The organism is Criblamydia sequanensis CRIB-18, from assembly GCF_000750955.1.
GTDB lineage: Bacteria > Chlamydiota > Chlamydiia > Chlamydiales > Criblamydiaceae > Criblamydia > Criblamydia sequanensis.
In genome coordinates this window covers 364,197-384,631 of sequence record NZ_CCEJ010000001.1, presented here as the reverse complement: position 1 = coordinate 384,631, position 20,435 = coordinate 364,197, and the positions used below count along the sequence as shown (strand labels likewise).

Genomic DNA, 20,435 nt, shown 5'->3' with positions numbered 1-20,435 from the left:
AAAAGAATGCGTATTCTATTTAAGTTAACTTTAATAACTCTTTTAATTGCCCTAAGCATCGTCTATGGGATAAGGCAAGGCTCTTTTGAGCCTTCCCTTATCCCTCAACATTTAAGCGTTGCGATAACCCCCTACTTGCTTAACCAAGATCACCCGATCAAAGAAAAGTTGGATCAGCTTTTTTCAAAAGAAAGGCTTTTGGAAAGCTTTAAAGCTATGGAAACAGCAGGCTTTGAAATTTTGAAAACAAATAGCGAACTTAATGTCGCTAAGCATCCCGAACTGCCGGGCTACGTTTTCAAATTCTACCTAGACTCCCACGACAATGAACCCCGGTTTAAAAAACTAAAACTAAAAGAGAATTTTATCTCGGAGAATTACCTTTGGCTGCTACGGATTAATGGAGCTATCCGGGTCCAAAAGATCATTGATGAATATTGCTTCGAAAGACATTTCAAGGTCTCAAAAGGATGGATTTACGAGCTTCCGAAATATCCAAAAGCTTCGGGCCCTTACCCAAAACATTCTATCTTTATCGAAAAAGATATGGGAGTTCTAAGCGACCCTGAAAATGAAGCCTGTTATCGGCAAAAATTCGATAAGGAGCTTTTAAAAGCCTTCTATACCCTACTAAAGGAGAGCGGGCTTTATGACTCTGTTTATATTGATAACAACCCTTTTTGCACCGATGGGAAAATCGCTTTTGTAGATACAGAAGAATATGACAGAAAGCCGATCCCTTATGAAAAATTACTTCCCTTTTTTTCACCTGAAATGCAAATCTTTTGGAAGTGTTTAATAAAAGAGCCATAAAATGAATAAGACTTATAAACAGAACTTTCTTAAGGCCGGATCACTTGCTTGCGAAGTACGACGCTTTGGAAAAACCCTCATTAAAGAGGGGGCTTCTTACAACGATGTGATTGGAAAGATTAATCTAAAAATCAAAGAGCTTGGAGCCATTCCGGCATTCCCTCCGCAAATAGCACTAAATGAAGTCGCCGCCCATTTTTTACCGGCCCCCCTTGAGGACCTTTTTTTTAAAGATGAAGTCATTAAATTAGATATTGGGGTTTGCTATAAAGGAGCTATCGGAGACTGCGCAGTCACAATTGACTTATCCGGAAAAAATCAAGACTTAGTAAAAGCCACAGAAGAAGCTCTTCTTGCCGCAGAAAAAAAAATTAAAGTGGGCCTTCCTGTGTTTGAAATAGGAAGAGCCATTCAAGAAACCCTTTCTAAACAAGGTTTTAATCCTGTAAAAAATTTATGCGGGCATGGACTCGGCGTTTATAAAATACACACCTCCCCTTCCATCCCGAATTATGACGACCAATCAAAAGTCCTCATAAGACCCGGAATGACTTTTGCGATTGAACCTTTTGGCACAACAGGCCTAGGTTTTATTTATGAAACCGGAAAAGCCTCTATTTTTTCACAAATTTCAAGAAAATCTCTCCAAAATGAAGCTGATAGGCCTATTTTAAAAATGATAGAAACCTATAACGGCCTCCCTTTTTCAATTAGAGATTTAATGAATGATCCCTCTAACTTGCCCCAAATAGAAAAAAGCCTGAAGAATTTACTCTCTTTAGGAATAATCGCCGATTATCCGCCTCTTGTTGAAAAAAGTAAAGGGCTTGTAGCTCAAGCTGAAAATTCAGTTCTTGTGGATGATGAGGGCCAGGTTTTTATTACAACCCGCGAAAATTAACGCTTCCTTAATACATTATAAATCTTTACTGAAAATTAACTTAATTTTTAAATAATATTTTTAACAACATATATACAAATATATTTGTTCTTTTTATAATAAGACAATGAACTATATTCAAATTTTTATACTAAGATAATTAATTATATTCAAAAAGGAGGTTTTATAGGTTTTTAAAACATGTAAAACGAGGTTAATGCATGAAACTGAATATTTTGCCGCTTGAAGAACGAATTGTTCTTGACGCAGCAGCAGCAGTTGTAATTGCAGCGCCACCCACAGCTACAGATTCAGGCGACGCAGCCACTCATGACTCGTCGCAAGCGACCGATAGTTCCCAAGAAAGTGGACCCGCCCAGGAATCGGGCGTAAATGTCCTTGTGATATCATCCGCTGTTCAAGATCCGCAAAGTTTGCAAAATGCCGCTAAAGACGGCGTGAAAACGGTATTTTATGATGCCAATTCCACCTCTTTGACGGAACTTTCGCAAAAAATAGCCAATGCCCTTAATGGACAAAAGGCCGATTCGATTGCTTTCGCAGCAGAAGGCAATGACAATGTTCTTATGTTAAACACTGATATTATGGTTTCGGATAATATCCAATCCAATATCCAAAATCATGACATAAGCGGTTTTTGGAAAACCATAGGAGGACTTTTAAATAATGGCGGCCGAATTGATCTCTTAGCTTGCGATGTTGCAGGCGATAGTGGCGGACAATCTCTTGTAGCCCAAATAGATCAATTAATCGATAGGCCCCAAGATGGTTTTTTTGCAACGGTGGCAGCCTCTACCGATCTTACAGGTAATGCAGCCGGAGGCGACTGGTTGCTTGAAGTCGGTAATATAGATGCAAAATCTATATATTTTAATGATTCTATTAATAACTGGAATCATAATATGGCAACTGCCATTGAATATGGTTTAATAGCGGCTCTTATAGGTGCCCTTTTACAACCAAGAGAAACCCTTGAAGATACCTCCTTAAGTTTTAGTTATGCAAGTTCGGGCACTGTTTTCGCAAACCCCGACTTCTCCTTCACCCTTTTAACAAACTCCATCAACGGCAATACGACTGTCACAGAGGATGGTAATGTAACCTATACGCCAAATGCCGATTACAATAATCCCGGTTTTACTTTAGGGGGAACTATAAACGATGGAGTCTCCTTTGACTCGGCAACCATTCGTATTGTGGATACAAATCCTGACGACCCCAACTCGGTATTTGCCATCAATCTACCCTTATATTTAAGGGTTGTTTCTGTCAATGACGCCCCGATTGCCCAAAACGATTCCTTTTCAATCGGCCAAGGCAATGAGTTAACAGGCAATGTTGCTTTAAATGACAGCGACTTTCAAAACGGTGCGCCAAGTGAAAATAATACACCGCTTACCGTCCAGCTGGTATCGGGACCGGCTCACGCAGCGAGCTTCACGCTCAACGCAGACGGTACTTTTAGCTATACTTCAATCGGTAGCTATTCAGGCGCTGACAGCTTTACTTATTCAATCACTGATAGTCTTGGTGGTGTGAGTGAAGCAAATGTCGCGCTTAGTGTTATCTCTAACGCACCTCCTGCTGTAAGTGACAACTATATCATTAACGAGGACACAACCTTGAATGGTAACGTCACCGATAATGATACTTTTAACCTTGGAGCCAATCAAACCATCCAACTCGTATCAGGACCGCTTGTTGCAGCCAACTTTGCGCTGAACTCTGATGGATCTTTTTCCTACACTCCTTTAGCAAACCTCGTTGGAGTAGACACATTCTCGTACGTGATTAAAACTGTCAGCGGAGCCGGTATAACCTTTTCAAATACAGCTACGGTTAACATTGCAGTCCTCCCTGTCAATGATAACCCTGTCGCTATAAATGACAACTATAATGTCAATGAAGATGGTTCGTTAGCCGCTAATGTTCTCAATAACGATACAGATATTGAGAATAATAGACCTTTTAGCGCACAACTCGTAGCCGGACCTGCCCATGCAGGAAGCTTTACTTTAAATGCCGATGGAACATTCTCTTATATACCAACTGCTGACTACAATGGCTCTGACAGCTTTACGTATGTCACAGTGGATTCTTTAGGAGCAATTTCCAACTTGGCAACCGTATCGATTGCTGTAGCTTCGATAAATGATGCACCTGTCGCTCAAGATGTTTCCTACAATACTAACGAGGATACCCCATTAACTGGCATCCTAGGTGTTGGTAGCGATTCTCAAAATGGTGCGCCTAATGAAAGTAACACACCATTAACCGCACAACTTATAGGCGGCCCGGCTCATGCGAGCGCCTTTACATTAAATGCGGATGGTTCTTTTAGCTATAATCCGCAAGCTGATTTTAACGGCACTGACAGCTTTACTTATGCCATTGTCGACAGCTTGGGGGCTATTTCTAATACAGCGACTGTTTCGATCACAATCGATTCAGTCAACGACGCTCCGATTGCCCAAAACGATGCATTCCAAGGAAATGAGGATGGAAGCATTAATGGCAGTGTCCTATTAAATGATAGCGACAATCAAAATGGAGCGCCTAATGAAAATAACAGTCCGCTTTCTGCACAACTAGTAACAGGTCCGGCTCATGCGGGATCCTTTACTTTAAATGCAGATGGAACCTTTACCTACATACCTAGTGCTGATTATAATGGCTCAGACAGCTTTACTTATGTCACACTAGATAGTTTAGGTGGAATATCCAATCTAGCGACTGTCTCGATCACCATTAATTCAGTCAATGACGCTCCGATTGCCCAAAATGATAGCTATCAAGTCAATGAGGACAACGGTTTGAATGGAAACGTTGCCTTAAATGATAGTGATTCTCAAAACGGAGCGCCGAGTGAAAATAACGGTCCTCTTTCTGCACAACTAGTAACAGGGCCAGCTCATGCCGGATCCTTTACTCTAAATGCAGATGGAACCTTTTCATATATTCCTGCAGCTAACTATAACGGCGCTGACAGTTTTACTTATGTCATCGTCGATAGCTTAGGAGCCACTTCTAACATTGCAACTGTTGCGATTACAATTAATTCTGTTAACGATGCGCCGATTGTTCAAAATGATTCCTTTAATATTCCTGGGAATCTTCCTTATTCAGGCAATGTCCTGACTAATGATAGTGACAATCAAGGCGGTGCGCCGAACGAAAATAATATTCCTCTTTCGGCTCAGCTTGTCAACGGCCCTGCCCATGCGACAAGTTTCATTTTAAATGCAGATGGAACTTTTAGCTATCAACCGGCCAATGGGTTCGTTGGATCTGACACATTTACTTATCGTGTAACAGACAGCCTCGGTGGAACTTCAACTATTGCCACCGTTACTATAACAGTTGCACAAGCTGCTAGCGCCAATCCAATATTGGAGCTAAAAGGCAATATCAATAAAAACTACATTGAAAATAGTGGGCCTGTCATTTTATCAAATAATGTTAAGATAACAGACAGCGACTCTTCTAATTTCGATGGTGGTAAATTAACGGTTCAAATCGATCAAAATGGCCAAAGTTCGGACATTTTATCGATAGACAACTCAACCAAGGTTAAAACCAATGCTAACCAAGACATCTACTACAATGGTTTGCTAGTTGGTCATTATACCGGGGGTTCCGGCTTAGCATCTTTGGAAATCACTTTTAATGCCAATGCTACAGCCAACGTTGTCAGTGAAGTTGCGGAAAGAATTGCTTATAAAAACAGTTCTGAAAACCCATCGACAGCTGATAGATCCATTCGCTATCAACTATCTGATGGTGATTCGGGGATAAGTGAAGCTCAATACAAAATCGTTCGTGTATTTAGCGTAAACGATGCTCCTGACATCTCGATTGCAGATAACACCTTGACTGTAAATAGAGGCTCTATTACCAATATCGGAGCTCTTAGCGGCATCCAAATCTCAGATGTGGATGCTTCTGCAGGCGATCGTGTTAGAGTCGTCTTAAAAGTTCTAGTCGGTTATCTAGACTTTACAGATGATCTCAATGATTTAACCAGCATTATCTTCAAAAGAAATCCGGGAGATGGTTTAGGCTCTCTTGATTTCACAGGCACCCTTGCCGATGTTAATGCTGCGTTAGAAAGGTTAACCTATCGAAGCCGAACAAACTATATCGGCCTAGATGCGTTAACCGTCGGGGTTAGCGATATGGGCTCTTCAGGCACCTTTGCTATCCCAAGAATTGATGCAGACTGGTTACTTTTAAAAATCGTCTAGCATTTGAAAAAACCTCCTTCCTTATGAGAAGGAGGTTTTTTTTGTTTTCTTTAAAATCCGCCTTCTTTCCAGAAAAGATTTACAAAATAGCGAACCCAATCCATGAGATAGGAGTGTCTTTCTAAAGTGATTTCAACATCGCCTGCTTCCCCGACTTTTAAAGGTAAATCTGTCTTATCCAAGGTGGCTTCTACTTGATAATAACTATCTTGTAAAATTAAAGCGTTTTGCAAATCCTGCTGGACAGGTAAAGCGCCGGTATAAATCGAAGCTAGGGCAGGGTAAATTAATTCCCGGCTTCTGACAGGGCTGATCCTTGTAATTTCACCGCTTATCTTTTCAAAATTTTTTGAAATAAAAGTCACTTTTTCACGAAGATCGATTTGATTCATCATGGCCTCCGGAACAAAAAGCAACGCTTTAAATCGATTAAAATTTCCGGCTTTTCCAAGAACTTCCCCTTGTCTAATCGCTTGTCCTATTTTTAAGTCGGGATCAAACTCATAAATAATCCCGTCAAACTCAGCTTTTAAAGTCATTTCATTCTTATTTTCACTAAGCCTTTTAATTTTTTCAGAAGACAAAGCAAGTTCTCTATTTTTTTCTCCGAGATACGCTCTTTCTTCATTTGTAGTTTCTAGTATGGAAACTTGCTTTTCTATAATTTTCATTTGGGCTTTTTCGGTATTTAAAGCAAAATCAAGCCCGGGTGAAAAGAGCTCAATTAAGACATCCCCCTTTTTAACTTCTTTTCCCCGTGAGATATTAATCTTTTTAATCTGGCTTTCATAGGGGGAATAAATAAGCTGATTTTGATTCGGAATTATCACGGCACTCACTCTTTTATAATGAGTAAGAGGCAAAGCAAAATAAGTAAAGCTAAGAGCACTGGCCGTTAAAGCCAGTCTCCAATTTAATTTAAAATAAGATTTCATAAGTCTCCACTGTGAAAACTCCCAAAAAATCGGCCATAGAAGGAAAATACCTATCTCTATTAAAAATAGAAAAATACCGATTGTTTTAGCAAACTTGTGATAAACAAATAAAGCGATTGCCGTATAGAGAAAAATTCTATAAATCCAGGTAAAGATGCTGTAAGTTATCATCCCAAAGATTCGTTTTTTTGTGAGATTTTCTTCAGGCGCCGGTACATCCAAACCTAAAAACCATTCTCTAAGCTTCCACCTTGCAACGCTAAATGCCCTCATTTGCAAATTCTCAATACCCCAAAGATCTGAAAGAAGATAATACCCATCAAAACGTAGCGCCGGGTTGATATTGATTAAAAGGGAGCTAAAAATACTGACGGAAGATAAGACAAAAAAGGTGCTTTGTAAAAGCCCGGGCTTTGATAAGCTCCAGGCAAAAGTGCAGATCCCTGCAATCACAAGTTCTGCCATAACGCCGGCAAGTGATATCTTAAATCTTTCTTTTCGATCCTTTAACTTCCAGCTATCTGTCACATCCGTATAAAGGGCCGGCCATAGGACAATAAAGACAACGCCCATGGTGGGCACTCTAATGCCAAAATATTTTGCGGTATAAGCATGGGATAGCTCATGAATAATTTTCACAAAGATGATGATGCCGGCATAAAAAGCGATTCCTTGCGCATTAAAAAAATAAGTAAAGGTATGGGTGTATTCATCCAATCTTCCTATCAGTTTATACACTCCAATTAAGGTTAGAATCGCGTAAATAAAAAAGGCCCATTTGCTTGCTAAAAATTGAACATATTTTAAAGTGCTTTTAAGAAACTTATCCGGATGAAAAAGAGGGACTCTTATATAAAGATAGTTAAATATAAGCCATTTAAACCAGCTAGTTTCTTTTTTCTTAGCCTCTTCGAGCAATGCTTTTGAAGTTTTTGGAAGAGCTAAAAGATTATTTCGATTGGCTATTTCAAAAAATTGCATCACTTCGGTGTTAGTCAATCGAAGCGTTGATGTTTCCTCAATTTTGCGAATAAGCTCATTCGGCGTCATCCCAGGTTTCAAGTACCTAAAGATAAAAGACTCAGGCCAAGTTACTTTAAAAAACTGGACACGGACAGGGTCATATAAATTGTAAGTTGGGGAGCCGTCAACGTCATTGGGGCCTTTAAAAAGTTTAAGATCTTTTCTAAAGATCGGCAGCTTATCTTTAACTTCTGCTTTTTTTTCTTGCACAAGATTCCTGTAAAAAAATAGGGATTGCTGTATGAATAGAAATTTAACTCATTTAAAAGAAAAATTACACAATTATGCGTATGACTTTTTTAAGTCTTACTACAAAGCTGCTTCTTCTATTTCTATTTGCAGGATGTGTCAGAACCGTGAGACATCCTGATAGAATTCGCTTTATGAATGCGCAAAATGAATTTGATTGGCTAGTTTCTGAAGTAGATCTCCCCTGCCGTCCTTTGACTTTAGATGACATGATAGCGATTGCTATCGAAAGAAATCTTGATATGTATGTGAAAGAGTTCGAATATGCTCTGCAAAATGAGACTTCCATTCAAGCTCAATTCAAGCTAATGCCAAGAGCTGACTGGGATTCTGAAGTGAGTTGGCGCAACAGAAATACAGGGTCTGCTTCTGAATCATTGGTTCCAAACATTCCTCCTGCCCCCCCTAGCATTTCTTCTGAACAAAATGTCCACCGCTATCGCATCACCTTTACATGGAATTTGATTGACTATGCCGTTTCTTTTTTTAGAGCAAGAGAAGAAACAAATAAAACTTTGATGAAGCAAATTGAGTACACACGGGTTAAACAAAATCTAATTTTAGCAGTTACTCAGCAGTATTGGAAGGCAGTACAAGCTAAAAAAGGCATGGAAGAAGGCCAAAAGCTAATTGAAGCCATAAGAATACTTGGAGAAAAGTTTAAAAGAGGAGCTGCCAATAGGGATATTTCTGAAATAATAGCCTTACAGAGCCGTTTTCAATTAATAAATATGGAAGTAGCCTTTAAAGAATATCAAAAAGACTACCACGCCTCTATCTCGCAGCTTGCCCTGCAAATGGGATTTTCTCCTTGGGTAAATTTTGAAATTGATACCCCTGATAAATTACCCGATCACTTGGAAATTTCAGAATGCTGCGCTTTAGAGGAATTGGCTCTTTTGAATAGACCTGAGCTTTCAGGTCTTGATGTTGAAGAACATGTCTACATAGATGAAGCAAGGGCCTGGTTTTTTCAGATGTTTCCTCAGCCCATCTTATTTGGCGAGCCAAATTTTGATGGAAACCGTTTTTTGATTTATAATAATTGGCTGCTTGCCGGCACTCGAGCTATTTGGAATATTTTTTCAATACCCTACTACTATCAAGGGGCCCAAATGGCAAGAATCCAGCAGCGGGTCACACGCCAAAAAAGGTTAGCTTTAACTCTTGGGGTTATGGTTCAAGTCCATCTATCAAAATTGCTTGTTCAAGACACTTTAGATCAATTTCTATTGTTAAATAACATCACAGATGTAAAAACAAGACTTTCAGCTGCCACAGCTAAACGTTTTGAGTATGGCGAAATCAATGAAGCCGATAGGCTTTTTATTGAATATGAAGCTCTAATTGCAAAATTAAATGCATGGAAAGCCTATAGCGACCTGCAAATAAAATTAGAAGAATTAAACAATGCTATCGGTATTCCAAGGTTCATACAACATGATGAAGAGGGAAGGATTCAAATTGTTTTCGATGATGATGAAGATGATGAGTGCGATGACATTTAAAAAAATCATGGCTTTATATTTTATCTTGAGTTTGGTTTCTTTTAGTGCCGAAGAGGAAAATAACCCTTCTTTTCAGGAGATCGAGACAAAACTTCCTTCTTTAGAACCCGAAAAAAAACCTTCCCTTCCTCCAAACCCTTCATTTCGAATCACCTTTGAACCGCTTTATCGAGCCAAGCTTTCCGCTCAAATAAATGTGCCGGCCAAGCGAATTTACTTTAGGATGGGTGAGCATTTTGATAAGGATCAGGTTCTAATTCAATTAGATGATGTTTTCTATAGAGCAAGTTTTGAAAAAGCCAAAGCCGAACTTGAAAGATCGGAAGCTTTGCTTGAAACTAAGAAAAATCTTTATCGTGAAAATATTGCGTCTTACCTTGAGCTAATAGCGGCTGAAGCTGAAGTTGCAAAAGCTAAAGCTGAATTAACTTCTGCTATAAAAATCCTGGAAGCTACCAAGCTTAGCGTCCCTTTCCCAGGACAAGTTGTGGCGCTATATATTGAAGAAGAGGAACTAACTCAGGCCGGGAAAGAGATAATTGAAGTTGTAAATGATGATGTTCTAAAAGCCAGGTTCTTAATTCCCTCAAAATTAATCAATCAAATCAGCATCGGGATGCCGGTCACAATAAAAGTTAATGAGACGAATGAAACGGTAGAAGGTAAAATTAGACGTATTGGCGCTGTCATTGACCCTTCTTCAGCTACGCTTCAAGTGGAAGCTGAGGTGGATAACTGGAAAGGAGATCTAAAGGGCGGTATGACAGGCCGGGTCACTTTAGACATTAATCAGTTTTCAAAGAAGAAGGAGAATCGCCTTGGCAACTGATAAAGTCGACAGATCACGCTTTTTAATCCAGCAGTTATCAATTATCAATCAGCTTTTACTTAAAGCTTATGGGGCAGAGACCCTGCAAGAGCTCCAATTTATTATCTTAAACGACACGATCCATTTGATTCGCTATGATAGGGCATCTTTATGGTCGCTAGAAAAGAAAACCCCTCAATTACTCGGTATATCCGGTCAAACCGATGTCAATTTAAACTCTGAGCTAAGTCAGCACATGACTAATCTTGTGGAAAATATCCAGGATAAATCAAGAGCTCAGAGGCTTTCAAAGGAAAGCTTTCCAAACGGAGTGGAATGGGAAGCGATTTTCCCCTCGACTAACTCTATAGGAATTTGGTTTCCAATCGAGGCTAATAAAAAAACATCTTTCGCTCTTTTGCTTGAAAAATGGGATATTAAACCTGAAGACATTCCGGCAAATGATGTCATGGACTTATGCGGTACTTTCGTCATTCCGGGCTATGGTCAAGCGCTTGAAAAATTTAATGTCACACGTTGGTTTAAGCGTCTTTTAAGTTTTAAAAACTTGCTCTATCTGATTCCTTTACTATTAATGCTTTTGCTTCTAATTCGTGTGCCATTACGAATAGTTGCTCCTTGTGAAATTGTTCCGGCCGACCCTTATGTCATTACTTCGCCTTTAGAAGGCATCATTGAGCAAATTCTTGTAAAACCGGGTAAAAATGTTAAACCCGGAGAAATCCTTTTCTCCTATGACAAAAGAGTGCCTTTAAAAGAGCTTGAGATTGCGGAAAAACAAGTTTCCATAGCGCAAGCTGAGATTGATCGTACTGAAGGGCTTGGATATGGCGGAGATAGGAAATCATTTGCTGAACTTGCTGTCTTAAACGAAAAACTTGAAAAAGAAAAAGTTCAATTAAATTACGCTAAATATCAAGCAAGCCTTCTTGATTTCAAGTCTCCGATCGGCGGCATTATCATATTAGACAACCCCGATGAATGGCGAGGAAGACCAGTAAAAATCGGTGAAAAAGTTCTCATTGTAAGCGATCCGAGTAAAACAAAAATAAAAATCTGGATCCCTGAAAATGATAATATCCCTTTAAATCTAAACTCTAATGTCACCATTTTTTTAAGTGTCGACCCTATTAAAAGCTATGAAGCTAAATTGAATTACATCGCCAACGAAGTTTCTTTAAGCGATAAAAAAATCCCGAGTTTTTTAGCAGAAGCTGAATGGGTCACTTCTCCTGAAAAAATAAAGCTTGGGCTTACCGGGAATGCGATTCTTTACGGTGAAAGGGTTTCCCTTCTGTATTTTCTATTAAGAAAGCCATGGGGAACTTTTCGCCACTTTTTTGAAATCTAAAATAAGGTAAATAAATATGTCTTATGATGAAGAATTGGTAAGTTTAAGAATAACCTTAAAAAAAATTTTCGCTCTCCCCATTTCACGATTAACCTATAAACAGGTTTTAAATGCGGTTTCAAGAGAAATTAAAGAGGAAGTCAATATAAAAGAAGCCCTAGAAGCCCTTCTTACAGGAAATTTCAAGGAAGACCCTCACAACAAAAGAAGAAGCGGACTGCTTAGAACTCTTCTTGAGGAATTTTGCATCCCCGTTCGCGTTTCAAAAGATTTTGAAGAAAAAGGGGAACACCTTTTCTTTATGATTTCAGAAAACTATAAATTTAAAGACACGGATTATTTGGTTCATAGGCTTAAGCGTGTGGATGGCTCAGAATTTCAATTTATAACCGATTTTGAAACTACTTTCACGATTTTAGAACACTTTAGCAAAAGGGTTCAGGAAGTAAAAAATGATCAGTTTAAAGAGAAAAAAAATCGTGAGCGTCTTGAAAAACTTATCGAGTCTTTAAATGACTTAGTGAGCTCATCTGAAGAATCATAACATGCAAGTTGTTGAGCCATTCGTCTCAAACGAGAACCGGAGTTTATAGCTATTTTTTTATTATAGCCATCCTTTGAAATTCGGCTCATTTAAGACAAATTACGATGGCTCTAGTAAAAGAGCTTAAAACGATGGAATTTTTATTTCCTTTGAAACATCTTCAGCTCTCTCAAACGGCATCTCCATCAGAAAAATTTCTTTCCTTAAGGAGGATTTTTTCTGAACAAATTCGAAAATCGTCTCATTGACGCCCGTGATATTGTTTCTTGCACTCGTTTCAATAACTTTTCGATCCTCTATCAACGTTATTTTAACTTGCAGGACGCCGCTTTTCAGTAAATTGGAAGGTGCTTTTTCTTGGAGAAGGTATTTTTTCAAGGGATGATCTTCTTTTTTGGAGTCTTTAAGGGCTTTTGGAAGACTTGTAAAAAGCCGGGCAGGAAACGTTAAGCAGTCAAACAAAAAAGCTGATAAGCAAGTCAAAAATCTTATAGCAAATGAGTTAATTTTAAGAGATAAGACTCGATTAATTAAAGTGGGGAAAAAAAAATCCTTTATAAAATAATTTAATCCCTTAGTTCTTGTTGGAATTAAAGCTGAGGACAGAAAATTAACCGACTCACAGGTTTCGGAAATCGCATCCTCGATACCCTTGATTTTTTTGGAAGCTTGAGGTAAGAGCCATCTTTGGCCATGCGGTATTCTAATACAAACCGAAAAATTCATTTATTATTAACCTTTAAAATAGTTTCAACTTCTTTTACGACATTTCTAGGAATTGCTTTTATAGCACCCTCAAAATAGGGCATTTCTATTAAATTAACGGTAGCATTGGTTTTTGTATCTTTTTGCTCTACAAGTGTGCTCGACTCCGAAGAAATAAGTTCCTCAGTTGTCATTTTATACAGCTCAACGTTTACGTATTCCTGTTTTATCAAATCAGGATGGACCTTTTTTTTAATTAAATAGTCTTTTAAAGGATGATCGGGTTTTAAAAGATTCGTAATTACTCTTGGAACGCAAGTGATTAGTCTTATCGGTAAAGTCAGAAGGTCGTAAAAGAAAGATCCGATAACAGCAAGCCACCTAAGGGCAATCGCTTTAATTATGAAAGCCCTATTAATGAGAGTTGGCGAAATAAAATCCTTAAGAAAGGAAGGGAAATTACAGGTTCTAACAGGTATTATAGCTGCCTTAAAAAAATCAATTCCTTCGCTGCTATTGCTTAAGATTTTCATTAAATAATCATAATCATTTTCACTTATTTCAGAGTTCCAGATTAAGCTGTTTCGATAAATACTGACTGTATTGCTCATAATTCTAATAATTTAATAATTGAAGGGAAATATATTGAAGATTTAATAAAAACGCAATCTCAAACAATTACTAATTTAAAACACGATAATAGAATTAGATCCTAACCTTTTTTCGAAAGAATCTATTGAAAATCATTGAGAATTGTCTTAACGATAGTAGCCGCCTGCGATCTTATTTCAGGAACAGAAGTCGTTTCAAATTTTTCTCCAAAAAGAAGGGATCCTAAAGCAAATATTTTCCCGCTCTTATCAGAGTTTAAAGTCTCTAAATTCTCAATTTTAATTCCCATATTTAATGAATCAGGGGTAATCATTTTTTGTTCAAATAGAGACGATAATAAAGAATCTCTCCTTTCATTTAACCGATATTCAGGACCAGAGCAATTGATAACAACGTCTGCTAAAAAGGCCTCTCTTTTTTCAGGGCTTTCAATAACCACTTCGAACTTTTGATCGGACAATTTAATAACATTGGATACCCGTCCTTTTTTAATTTGGGGCTTTAGCTTACTGATAACTTCAAAGCTTGAATAAGACATGCGATGCCTATGTCTATTCCATAATGGAAGCAATCTTTTTAAAAATTGTATTTTGGAGTCATAGTTTAAGCCATGCCAAAGATAACTTGTGTAAGGCCTTAAAGAATCGATAAGTTGTCTCCAATCGGCTCTCTTGGTTTTTAAAAAGTTCCATTTTGTTTTATACTCTTTTAAAAGGAATAGTAAGTCTTTAGAAGGATTGAAAGGTGCAATTTCGATAGGCGAAAGATTTATTTTTGAATGCACTTCCGGAAAGAGCCCTGTTAGTGAAACAACCGATATTTTCCCCTTGTAGTTCGCTTCTTTAAGGGAAAGTAAGGCATCGACAGCGGTTAAACCGGATCCGTATATAATAGTGTGGTGATTAGGTTTACCCTCCTCAACTTGGCTTTCAAGGGAGGGATTCCATATATTACGAATGTAGTTTTTGGACTCTAATAACTCTTTTGTTTCAAAGGAAAAGTTTTTTGTTGGAGGTGTGCTTGTCGCGATGATTAAAAAGTCCGCTTCGCTTTTTTTTCCTTCTTTACTTTTAACAAATAAAGTGTTGCCTTCATGAGTGACTTCGATTACTTCTTCTAAAATAAATTGAATGTGATGTTTTTTTTCTTTTGCCTTTTTAAGAAGTGTGTTGAGTTTATTTTTTAAATAGAGTCCATAAAGTTTTCTCGGCAGATAATTCTCTTTTGAAATTTTAAGATCAGGGTAAAGCGACTCCCAAAGAGCCTTATTATCATGAATCCAATCATAAAAATCTTGAGGGGCCGATTCAAAGATTCCCATATTGTCTGCTTGCACATTCAGAGGATGGACTTTAGAATCACCCCCATAAGCTATCCCGCACCCGTTAATACTTTGTTTATCAAAAATTGTAATTTCTAAAGGATGCTTTGCTTTTTCGATAAAATTTGCGAGAATAGTTAAACCTGAAAAACCAAAACCGACGATGACGATCTTATCTTTTGACATGAGAACTACTTTCCTTGAATAAATTATCGAAGCATTCTGAACCCTTTCATTTTTTGATAGCATACTTAGTCAATATTTTAAATAAGTTATGAAAGGAGAAAGAAAGAGAAGAAGCTATTGAGATTCAGCTATTCTTACCTTTACTATGGAAGCTCGGCTTTCTTTGTACAGGCCATTTGCTATAAAGTCTAAATAATGAGAAATCAAAAGAGTTATTAATGTGATGAAAATTAAGACTTATTTTAGGCGTCAACTTTGAGAGGCAAACCTTAAAACTCCTGATTTGCGCCTAATCCGCATGGCGAAAAATCAGGGGTTAAATTCCTATCTTACCCATCATCGATCAAAAGAGGCTTTTTTTTTATCAATCCCCTCGGATTCTAATTTTATCCCTTTGCAAGATTTGACGGGATAGATATGAATAGAAGAAAGTGTTTTCATAAAGGCCATTTGTTTTTATATACTTAACTATTTAAACGATTATAAAGAAGCGTTCTATGTATTTTGATATCGATTATGTTCGAGATGAGACACCGGGTTGCAAAAATGTCCTTCATTTTGATAATGCCGGGGCAGCTCTCATGCCAAGAACTGTGATTGAAGCTGTGAATAATTATTTTGCTTTAGAAGTAGCTATAGGGGGATACCCCGCTGCCGAAAAAGAAAACGATAAAATAGAGAGTTTCTACAAGGCTGCAAGCAAGCTTATCAATGCGAGCGAGAATGAAATCGCTTATATTGAAAGTGCGACAAGGGCTTGGGAAATGTTCTTCTACAGCTTAAATTTTAAAGCAGGCGACAAAATTATCACCTCTCAAGCAGAATATGCAAGTAACTTTATAGCATTCTTGCAAGTCTCTAAAAAAACGGGGGTAATTATTGAAGTGATCGGCAATGACGATGTCGGTCAAGTTTCTTTAGATGAGCTTGAAAAAAAAATCGACTCGAAAGTGAAATTAATTGCCATTACGCATGTCCCGACGCAAGGCGGTCTTGTCAATCCGGCAATTGAGATTGGAAAAATCGCTAAAAAACATAATGTCTTATACCTTCTTGATACCACTCAATCGATTGGACAAATGCCAATTGATGTCAAAAAAATCGGTTGCGATGCGCTTTGCGCCACAGGAAGAAAGTATCTAAGAGGACCAAGAGGAACCGGTTTTTTATACGTGAAAGAATCTGTTCTAGAAACACTTGACCCCCCTTCCTTAGACCTGCAAGCAGCCACCTGGACAAGCGTAGACAGTTTTTCTCTTAAACCTGATGCTAAACGTTTTGAAACTTGGGAAAGAAATTGCGGGAATATGCTTGGGCTCAAAGCGGCCATTGAGTATGCGATGGCTTTAGATCCTAACGTGACCTGGCATCGAGTGCGCTACCTTGGAGAGCTATTTAGAGCTAAGTTAGACAGCGTAAAAGGGGTAGAAGTAAGGGATCTTGGAGATGTCAAATGCGGCATAGTCACTTTTACAACAGATTTCAAAAGTCCTGAAGAAATTAAGCAAAGGCTTAGAGATAAAAAAATCAACGTGTCCGTTTCCTTTGCCGAATATGCAAGGCTTGATTTTGATCCAAGACATATTAAGTCGCTTGTTCGAGCTTCGGTTCATTACTATAATACGGTCGATGAGATAGATGAGTTTTGCGATACCTTAAGAAGTTTATAATAATAAGCCCATACAATTGTATGGGCTTATAGGCCTTACTGGAATTTCTTGATTTCGCCTTGAACATAGGACATGATGCCTATGGCAGTGCTTACCATCAACATCCGCCAACCAACCCCTGTGAATAATTCAACTGTTTTAAAGCTGGCTTTAGCATCTTTCATGCTGCAGATTTCTTGCTGCATTCTTGTTTTTAAAACATCAAGAGGCTGGCTAACAATTGCCGCAAAAACTCCGGCTGCTGGACCGCCGATGAAATTGCTTTGTGTTTCAGTTGCGCCTTTTTCTCTCATCCATGCTTTTATTCTAGGAGCCAATTCCATATAAGAATAAGTAAACACCCCTTCTCTTCCGGCGGTCAGCGTAAATCCTTTATAAAAAACTGGGATGCCATGATTTTGAACCATGTACTGTACAGTTTTAACAAACCCGGATTTTCTTTTTCCTTGCTGAATTAAAACGAATTCTGCAGGGCCTACGGCAATAGCTGAAGCCATGCCCCCTGAGACTGCTGCTGCGCCCGGGCTAAAAAACTCGGAAAATGCGCCTGTTGCTACCATTTGGATAAGCGTTGTTGGTACAAAGCTTGCTGAAAAGCCCGTCACGCCCCTATACCAAGAGAGGATATTTCTGTCATAAACGAAAGGCTCGCCCCGAGCTTTGCGACCTGAGGTCACATGCTCAATCGCTTTATTTTTCAAAGTAATCATGGGCATAATTGCATAAACTGCCGGTAGGGATGAGGCAATTCCTGTAAAAGCTTGGCTAAAAAAGCCATTATTATTTTCTGAAGACATCATTTTCTCCTTGTTTGATGATGTGTGTGGTTAATTTGGCCAAAATGGCCTGAAAATAATTTTTTTAAGAATGGAGGAGGGTAAACTAAAATCCTTTTACAAATGAAAAAGAGATAACTTTAGTCTTAACTTCTCTGACTTAAAAAAATAAAAAATGTATGTAATTTATTGGGGTTGGTTTTTTTTGCGCTTACTGCGCAAGAATAAAAAGTGCGGATAGGATAACGCTTTCAGAAGACAAAGAGTCTTGTGAAGATATCGAGAAGAAGGTTTTTATAAATTTATTTGTATCCATATGAAACAGTGTAACTTAAGTCTTGTTTTATATTCAAGAAAAATTTTTCTTTAAGGTTTGACGAGAAACTCCAAACCATATATTTAATTTTTTTTTGACACATTTGGTATCTTATGAAAAAAACTTTTATCTTCTATTTTTTGAGTCTAATCTTAATTAATCAAGCGGCTCCTTTAAGAGGCACTGAGAATTCTTTCTCAGAAGAAGAAAGCTTTTTAGTAGGCCGGCTTAAAAAACAAGATAAGCGCTACCCCACTTTTCTATTAGCCTTACAGCTTTTAAAAGAATTGAAGGCGAAAACTCTTGTAGAAACTGGCACTGCAAGAAATGGGGACCAAAACTTTTGGGGAGATGGTGGGTCGACGATTATTTTTGCAGACTGGGCCTCTAAAAATAATGCTTTATTACATTCTGTAGACATTAGCCCTCTTGCCATTCAATATGCAAAGGCAGCTTCCGCTCCCTATAAAGACAACATCCAATTTACAGTCGGAGATTCCATAACTTTTCTAAAAAACTTTAATAAACCGATTGATTTTTTATATTTAGATAGTTTCGATTTTGAGCTTGATAACCCCTTCCCTTCACAAAACCATCACTTAAAAGAATTGATTGCAGCTTATTCTAAGCTCCATGATAAAACAGTTATTATGATCGATGACTGCGATCTGCCCCATGGAGGCAAAGGAAAACTGGCCATCGAGTTTTTAACGAAAAAAGGCTGGATCGTTCTCCATAGCGGGTATCAAGTAATTTTGGTTTCTAACAAATTTTAACGCCGCCTCTTTGTAATTATTTATTGAAACTATTATTCTTTTTTGTTATTGTTATCACTACTCTAATTATCTTTAGAAATTAAGGAATTATATGAATCCAATAAACGGAAAAAGTCCGAATCTTTGTAAACTAGACTCGTCCTCTTTATTAATTTCTATTTCTTTTCATCATCCTATCCATCATTCCCATTCTTGCTAATCCCTTAGCATTTCTTCTTTTTTATATTTTTTGATTTAGCGTGAAAGTCTAACGACTTAAATTTTAATTTTTTATTGATCCTTTTTTTATGAGTTCATTTATGAATATCTCAATTTTTATATTTTGTATTTTTTTGCTTCAATTTGTTTGCTTTTGGGTGAGTCGAAAATCTTTTGAAGCCCTTGCAACTAAAGAAGACTATTTTTTAGCAGGGAGGGCCTTACGTTTTTTTCCGCTAGCCATGACCTTCATTGCCACCCAAGTCGGCGGCGGTCTTGTATTAGGCGCCTCAGAGGAAGCCTATCAGTTTGGATGGACTGTTCTATTGTATCCCTTGGGGGCAAGTCTCGGACTTTTTCTTTTGGGCTCATCTATTGGTATGCGATTAGCCTCCTTTCCTGTCACAACGGTCGCTCAAATTTTTGAAACGGCCTATGGATCAAAGCGATTAAAAGAAATTGCCTCTTTTCTTTCCGTTCTATCTCTTTTCATGATTTTTGTAGCTCAACTTATCGCTTCAAAAAAATTAATGGTGATGCTTGGTGTCGAGAGCAATCTTCTTTTTATTCTCTTTTGGGCAATTGTAATCTCTTACACAGCCATGGGGGGTTTTAAAGCAGTTGTTGCAACCGATATGGTGCAAGCGTCTTTTTTTATTGTGATCTTTATTATAGCGTTTCTCGCCTCTTTTTTCGGAAAAGCCGCCCCCCTTTTAAATGAAGGCCTGCTTCCGGAAGCTAATCTCACCGGGGCCTCAAAGCTTCTCGGATGGATTTTTATGCCGCTTCTTTTCATGCTGATTGAACAAGATATGGCGCAAAGATGTTTTGCGGCTGCTTCGCCAAAAGTAATTCGTAAAGCAAGTTTATTTGCAGCTCTTTCAACCTTTTTGATTAGCTTGATTCCGATTTACTTTGGAACTTTAGCAAGGGAAATTGGGGTCGCTCCAAAAGAGAATGGCAGTATTCTTGTAGAAATGATTCAGCTTACAACAAACCCTTGGATTACAGCCCTAGCAGGGGCTGCTATCCTGGCAGCTATTATTTCAACCGCCGATTCCCTAATAAATGCCATCACATCAAATCTCTCTCAAGACTTTGAAATTTTTGCGAAAAAATTTGAAAACCTAAAGTTTTCAAAAATAACGACCGCTTTGCTTGCAAGCCTTGGGCTTTTCATTTCATTTTACTTTGATAATATTGTAGATCTTTTAATCCAAAGCTATGAATTATCTGTGTATTGCTTGTTTATCCCAATTCTTATGGCTTTATTTAAGCCGAGAGGTAATAAGTTGTCAGCCGCTCTTGCAATACTTTTTGGCGCGTTAGCCTTTGTTTTTTGTAAAATAATTGCCATCCCATTTCTGCCTAAAGAGATTGCCTGTCTTTTTTCTTCCTCCATCGGGTTCTTAATCGGAGAATATCTAAGTTCTCTAAAAAAAGAGGCCATAAAGATAGGTTAAGACAAAAAAAGAACC

Annotated in this window: 16 protein-coding genes; 10 read left to right on the top strand and 6 right to left on the bottom strand. The window is 38.0% G+C overall.

Translation table 11 applies throughout. The features are described 5' to 3' along the window. Positions 1-6: 6 nt before the first annotated feature. From CSEC_RS01565 to CSEC_RS01555, 3 genes are all read left to right on the top strand, one after another. Positions 7-813 carry a hypothetical protein gene (locus CSEC_RS01565; protein ID WP_041016635.1) on the top strand — a complete coding sequence of 269 codons (807 nt, stop codon included), beginning with the start codon at positions 7-9 and terminating at the stop codon, positions 811-813. A 1-nt stretch (position 814) separates the two neighbouring features. Beyond that, positions 815-1,714, top strand: a complete 900-nt coding sequence (map, locus tag CSEC_RS01560; RefSeq protein ID WP_041016634.1) for a type II methionyl aminopeptidase — start codon at positions 815-817, stop codon at positions 1,712-1,714. Positions 1,715-1,914: 200 nt separating this feature from the next. Continuing rightward, the gene (locus tag CSEC_RS01555; protein ID WP_041016633.1) at positions 1,915-5,958 is read left to right on the top strand and encodes an Ig-like domain-containing protein; all 4,044 of its coding nucleotides are present in this window, start codon (positions 1,915-1,917) and stop codon (positions 5,956-5,958) included. Positions 5,959-6,008: 50 nt separating this feature from the next. On the opposite strand, the gene CSEC_RS01550 is transcribed toward CSEC_RS01555, so the two are convergent. Further along, the gene (locus CSEC_RS01550; protein ID WP_041016632.1) at positions 6,009-8,126 is read right to left on the bottom strand and encodes a site-2 protease family protein; all 2,118 of its coding nucleotides are present in this window, start codon (positions 8,124-8,126) and stop codon (positions 6,009-6,011) included. A gap of 74 nt (positions 8,127-8,200) precedes the next feature. Here CSEC_RS01550 and CSEC_RS01545 point away from each other — a divergent pair, with 74 nt between their 5' ends. The 4 genes from CSEC_RS01545 to CSEC_RS01530 are packed head-to-tail and all read left to right on the top strand — an operon-like array spanning position 8,201 to position 12,397. Continuing rightward, complete coding sequence (locus CSEC_RS01545; RefSeq protein WP_079977931.1) at positions 8,201-9,673, top strand: TolC family protein; 1,473 nt, start codon at positions 8,201-8,203, stop codon at positions 9,671-9,673. Continuing rightward, a complete protein-coding gene (locus CSEC_RS01540; RefSeq protein WP_041016630.1) occupies positions 9,663-10,502 on the top strand; it encodes an efflux RND transporter periplasmic adaptor subunit in 840 nt (279 codons plus the stop codon). Before CSEC_RS01545 ends, CSEC_RS01540 begins: the two co-directional genes overlap by 11 nt. Next, positions 10,492-11,853 carry an efflux RND transporter periplasmic adaptor subunit gene (locus tag CSEC_RS01535; protein WP_041016629.1) on the top strand — a complete coding sequence of 454 codons (1,362 nt, stop codon included), beginning with the start codon at positions 10,492-10,494 and terminating at the stop codon, positions 11,851-11,853. The genes CSEC_RS01540 and CSEC_RS01535 overlap by 11 nt, the downstream gene beginning before the upstream one ends. 16 nt (positions 11,854-11,869) lie before the next feature. After that, entirely contained in the window at positions 11,870-12,397 is a 528-nt protein-coding gene (locus tag CSEC_RS01530) for a CT584 family type III secretion system tip protein (protein ID WP_041016628.1), read from the top strand. 123 nt (positions 12,398-12,520) lie between these two features. Here CSEC_RS01530 and CSEC_RS01525 read toward each other — a convergent pair whose 3' ends face one another. The 4 genes from CSEC_RS01525 to CSEC_RS13495 all read right to left on the bottom strand — a co-directional run bounded on the left by CSEC_RS01525 (position 12,521) and on the right by CSEC_RS13495 (position 15,662). Next, positions 12,521-13,123, bottom strand: a complete 603-nt coding sequence (locus CSEC_RS01525; protein WP_041016627.1) for a hypothetical protein — start codon at positions 13,121-13,123, stop codon at positions 12,521-12,523. After that, complete coding sequence (locus tag CSEC_RS01520; protein WP_154017595.1) at positions 13,120-13,713, bottom strand: hypothetical protein; 594 nt, start codon at positions 13,711-13,713, stop codon at positions 13,120-13,122. The genes CSEC_RS01525 and CSEC_RS01520 overlap by 4 nt, the downstream gene beginning before the upstream one ends. 122 nt (positions 13,714-13,835) lie before the next feature. Next, positions 13,836-15,221, bottom strand: a complete 1,386-nt coding sequence (locus CSEC_RS01515) for an FAD/NAD(P)-binding protein (protein ID WP_041016625.1) — start codon at positions 15,219-15,221, stop codon at positions 13,836-13,838. Between the two features lie 336 nt (positions 15,222-15,557). Then, a complete protein-coding gene (locus tag CSEC_RS13495) occupies positions 15,558-15,662 on the bottom strand; it encodes an MOSC N-terminal beta barrel domain-containing protein (protein WP_161780940.1) in 105 nt (34 codons plus the stop codon). Positions 15,663-15,718: 56 nt separating this feature from the next. Here CSEC_RS13495 and CSEC_RS01510 point away from each other — a divergent pair, with 56 nt between their 5' ends. Beyond that, a complete protein-coding gene (locus CSEC_RS01510) occupies positions 15,719-16,891 on the top strand; it encodes an aminotransferase class V-fold PLP-dependent enzyme (RefSeq protein WP_041016624.1) in 1,173 nt (390 codons plus the stop codon). Positions 16,892-16,926: 35 nt separating this feature from the next. On the opposite strand, the gene CSEC_RS01505 is transcribed toward CSEC_RS01510, so the two are convergent. After that, positions 16,927-17,688, bottom strand: a complete 762-nt coding sequence (locus CSEC_RS01505; protein ID WP_041016623.1) for an MC/SLC25 family protein — start codon at positions 17,686-17,688, stop codon at positions 16,927-16,929. 408 nt (positions 17,689-18,096) lie between these two features. Here CSEC_RS01505 and CSEC_RS01500 point away from each other — a divergent pair, with 408 nt between their 5' ends. Further along, positions 18,097-18,759 (top strand): class I SAM-dependent methyltransferase, encoded by a 663-nt coding sequence (locus tag CSEC_RS01500; protein WP_041016622.1) that lies wholly within the window; start codon positions 18,097-18,099, stop codon positions 18,757-18,759. A gap of 299 nt (positions 18,760-19,058) precedes the next feature. Further along, a complete protein-coding gene (locus CSEC_RS01495) occupies positions 19,059-20,420 on the top strand; it encodes a sodium:solute symporter family protein (RefSeq protein ID WP_041016621.1) in 1,362 nt (453 codons plus the stop codon). Positions 20,421-20,435: the final 15 nt, after the last annotated feature.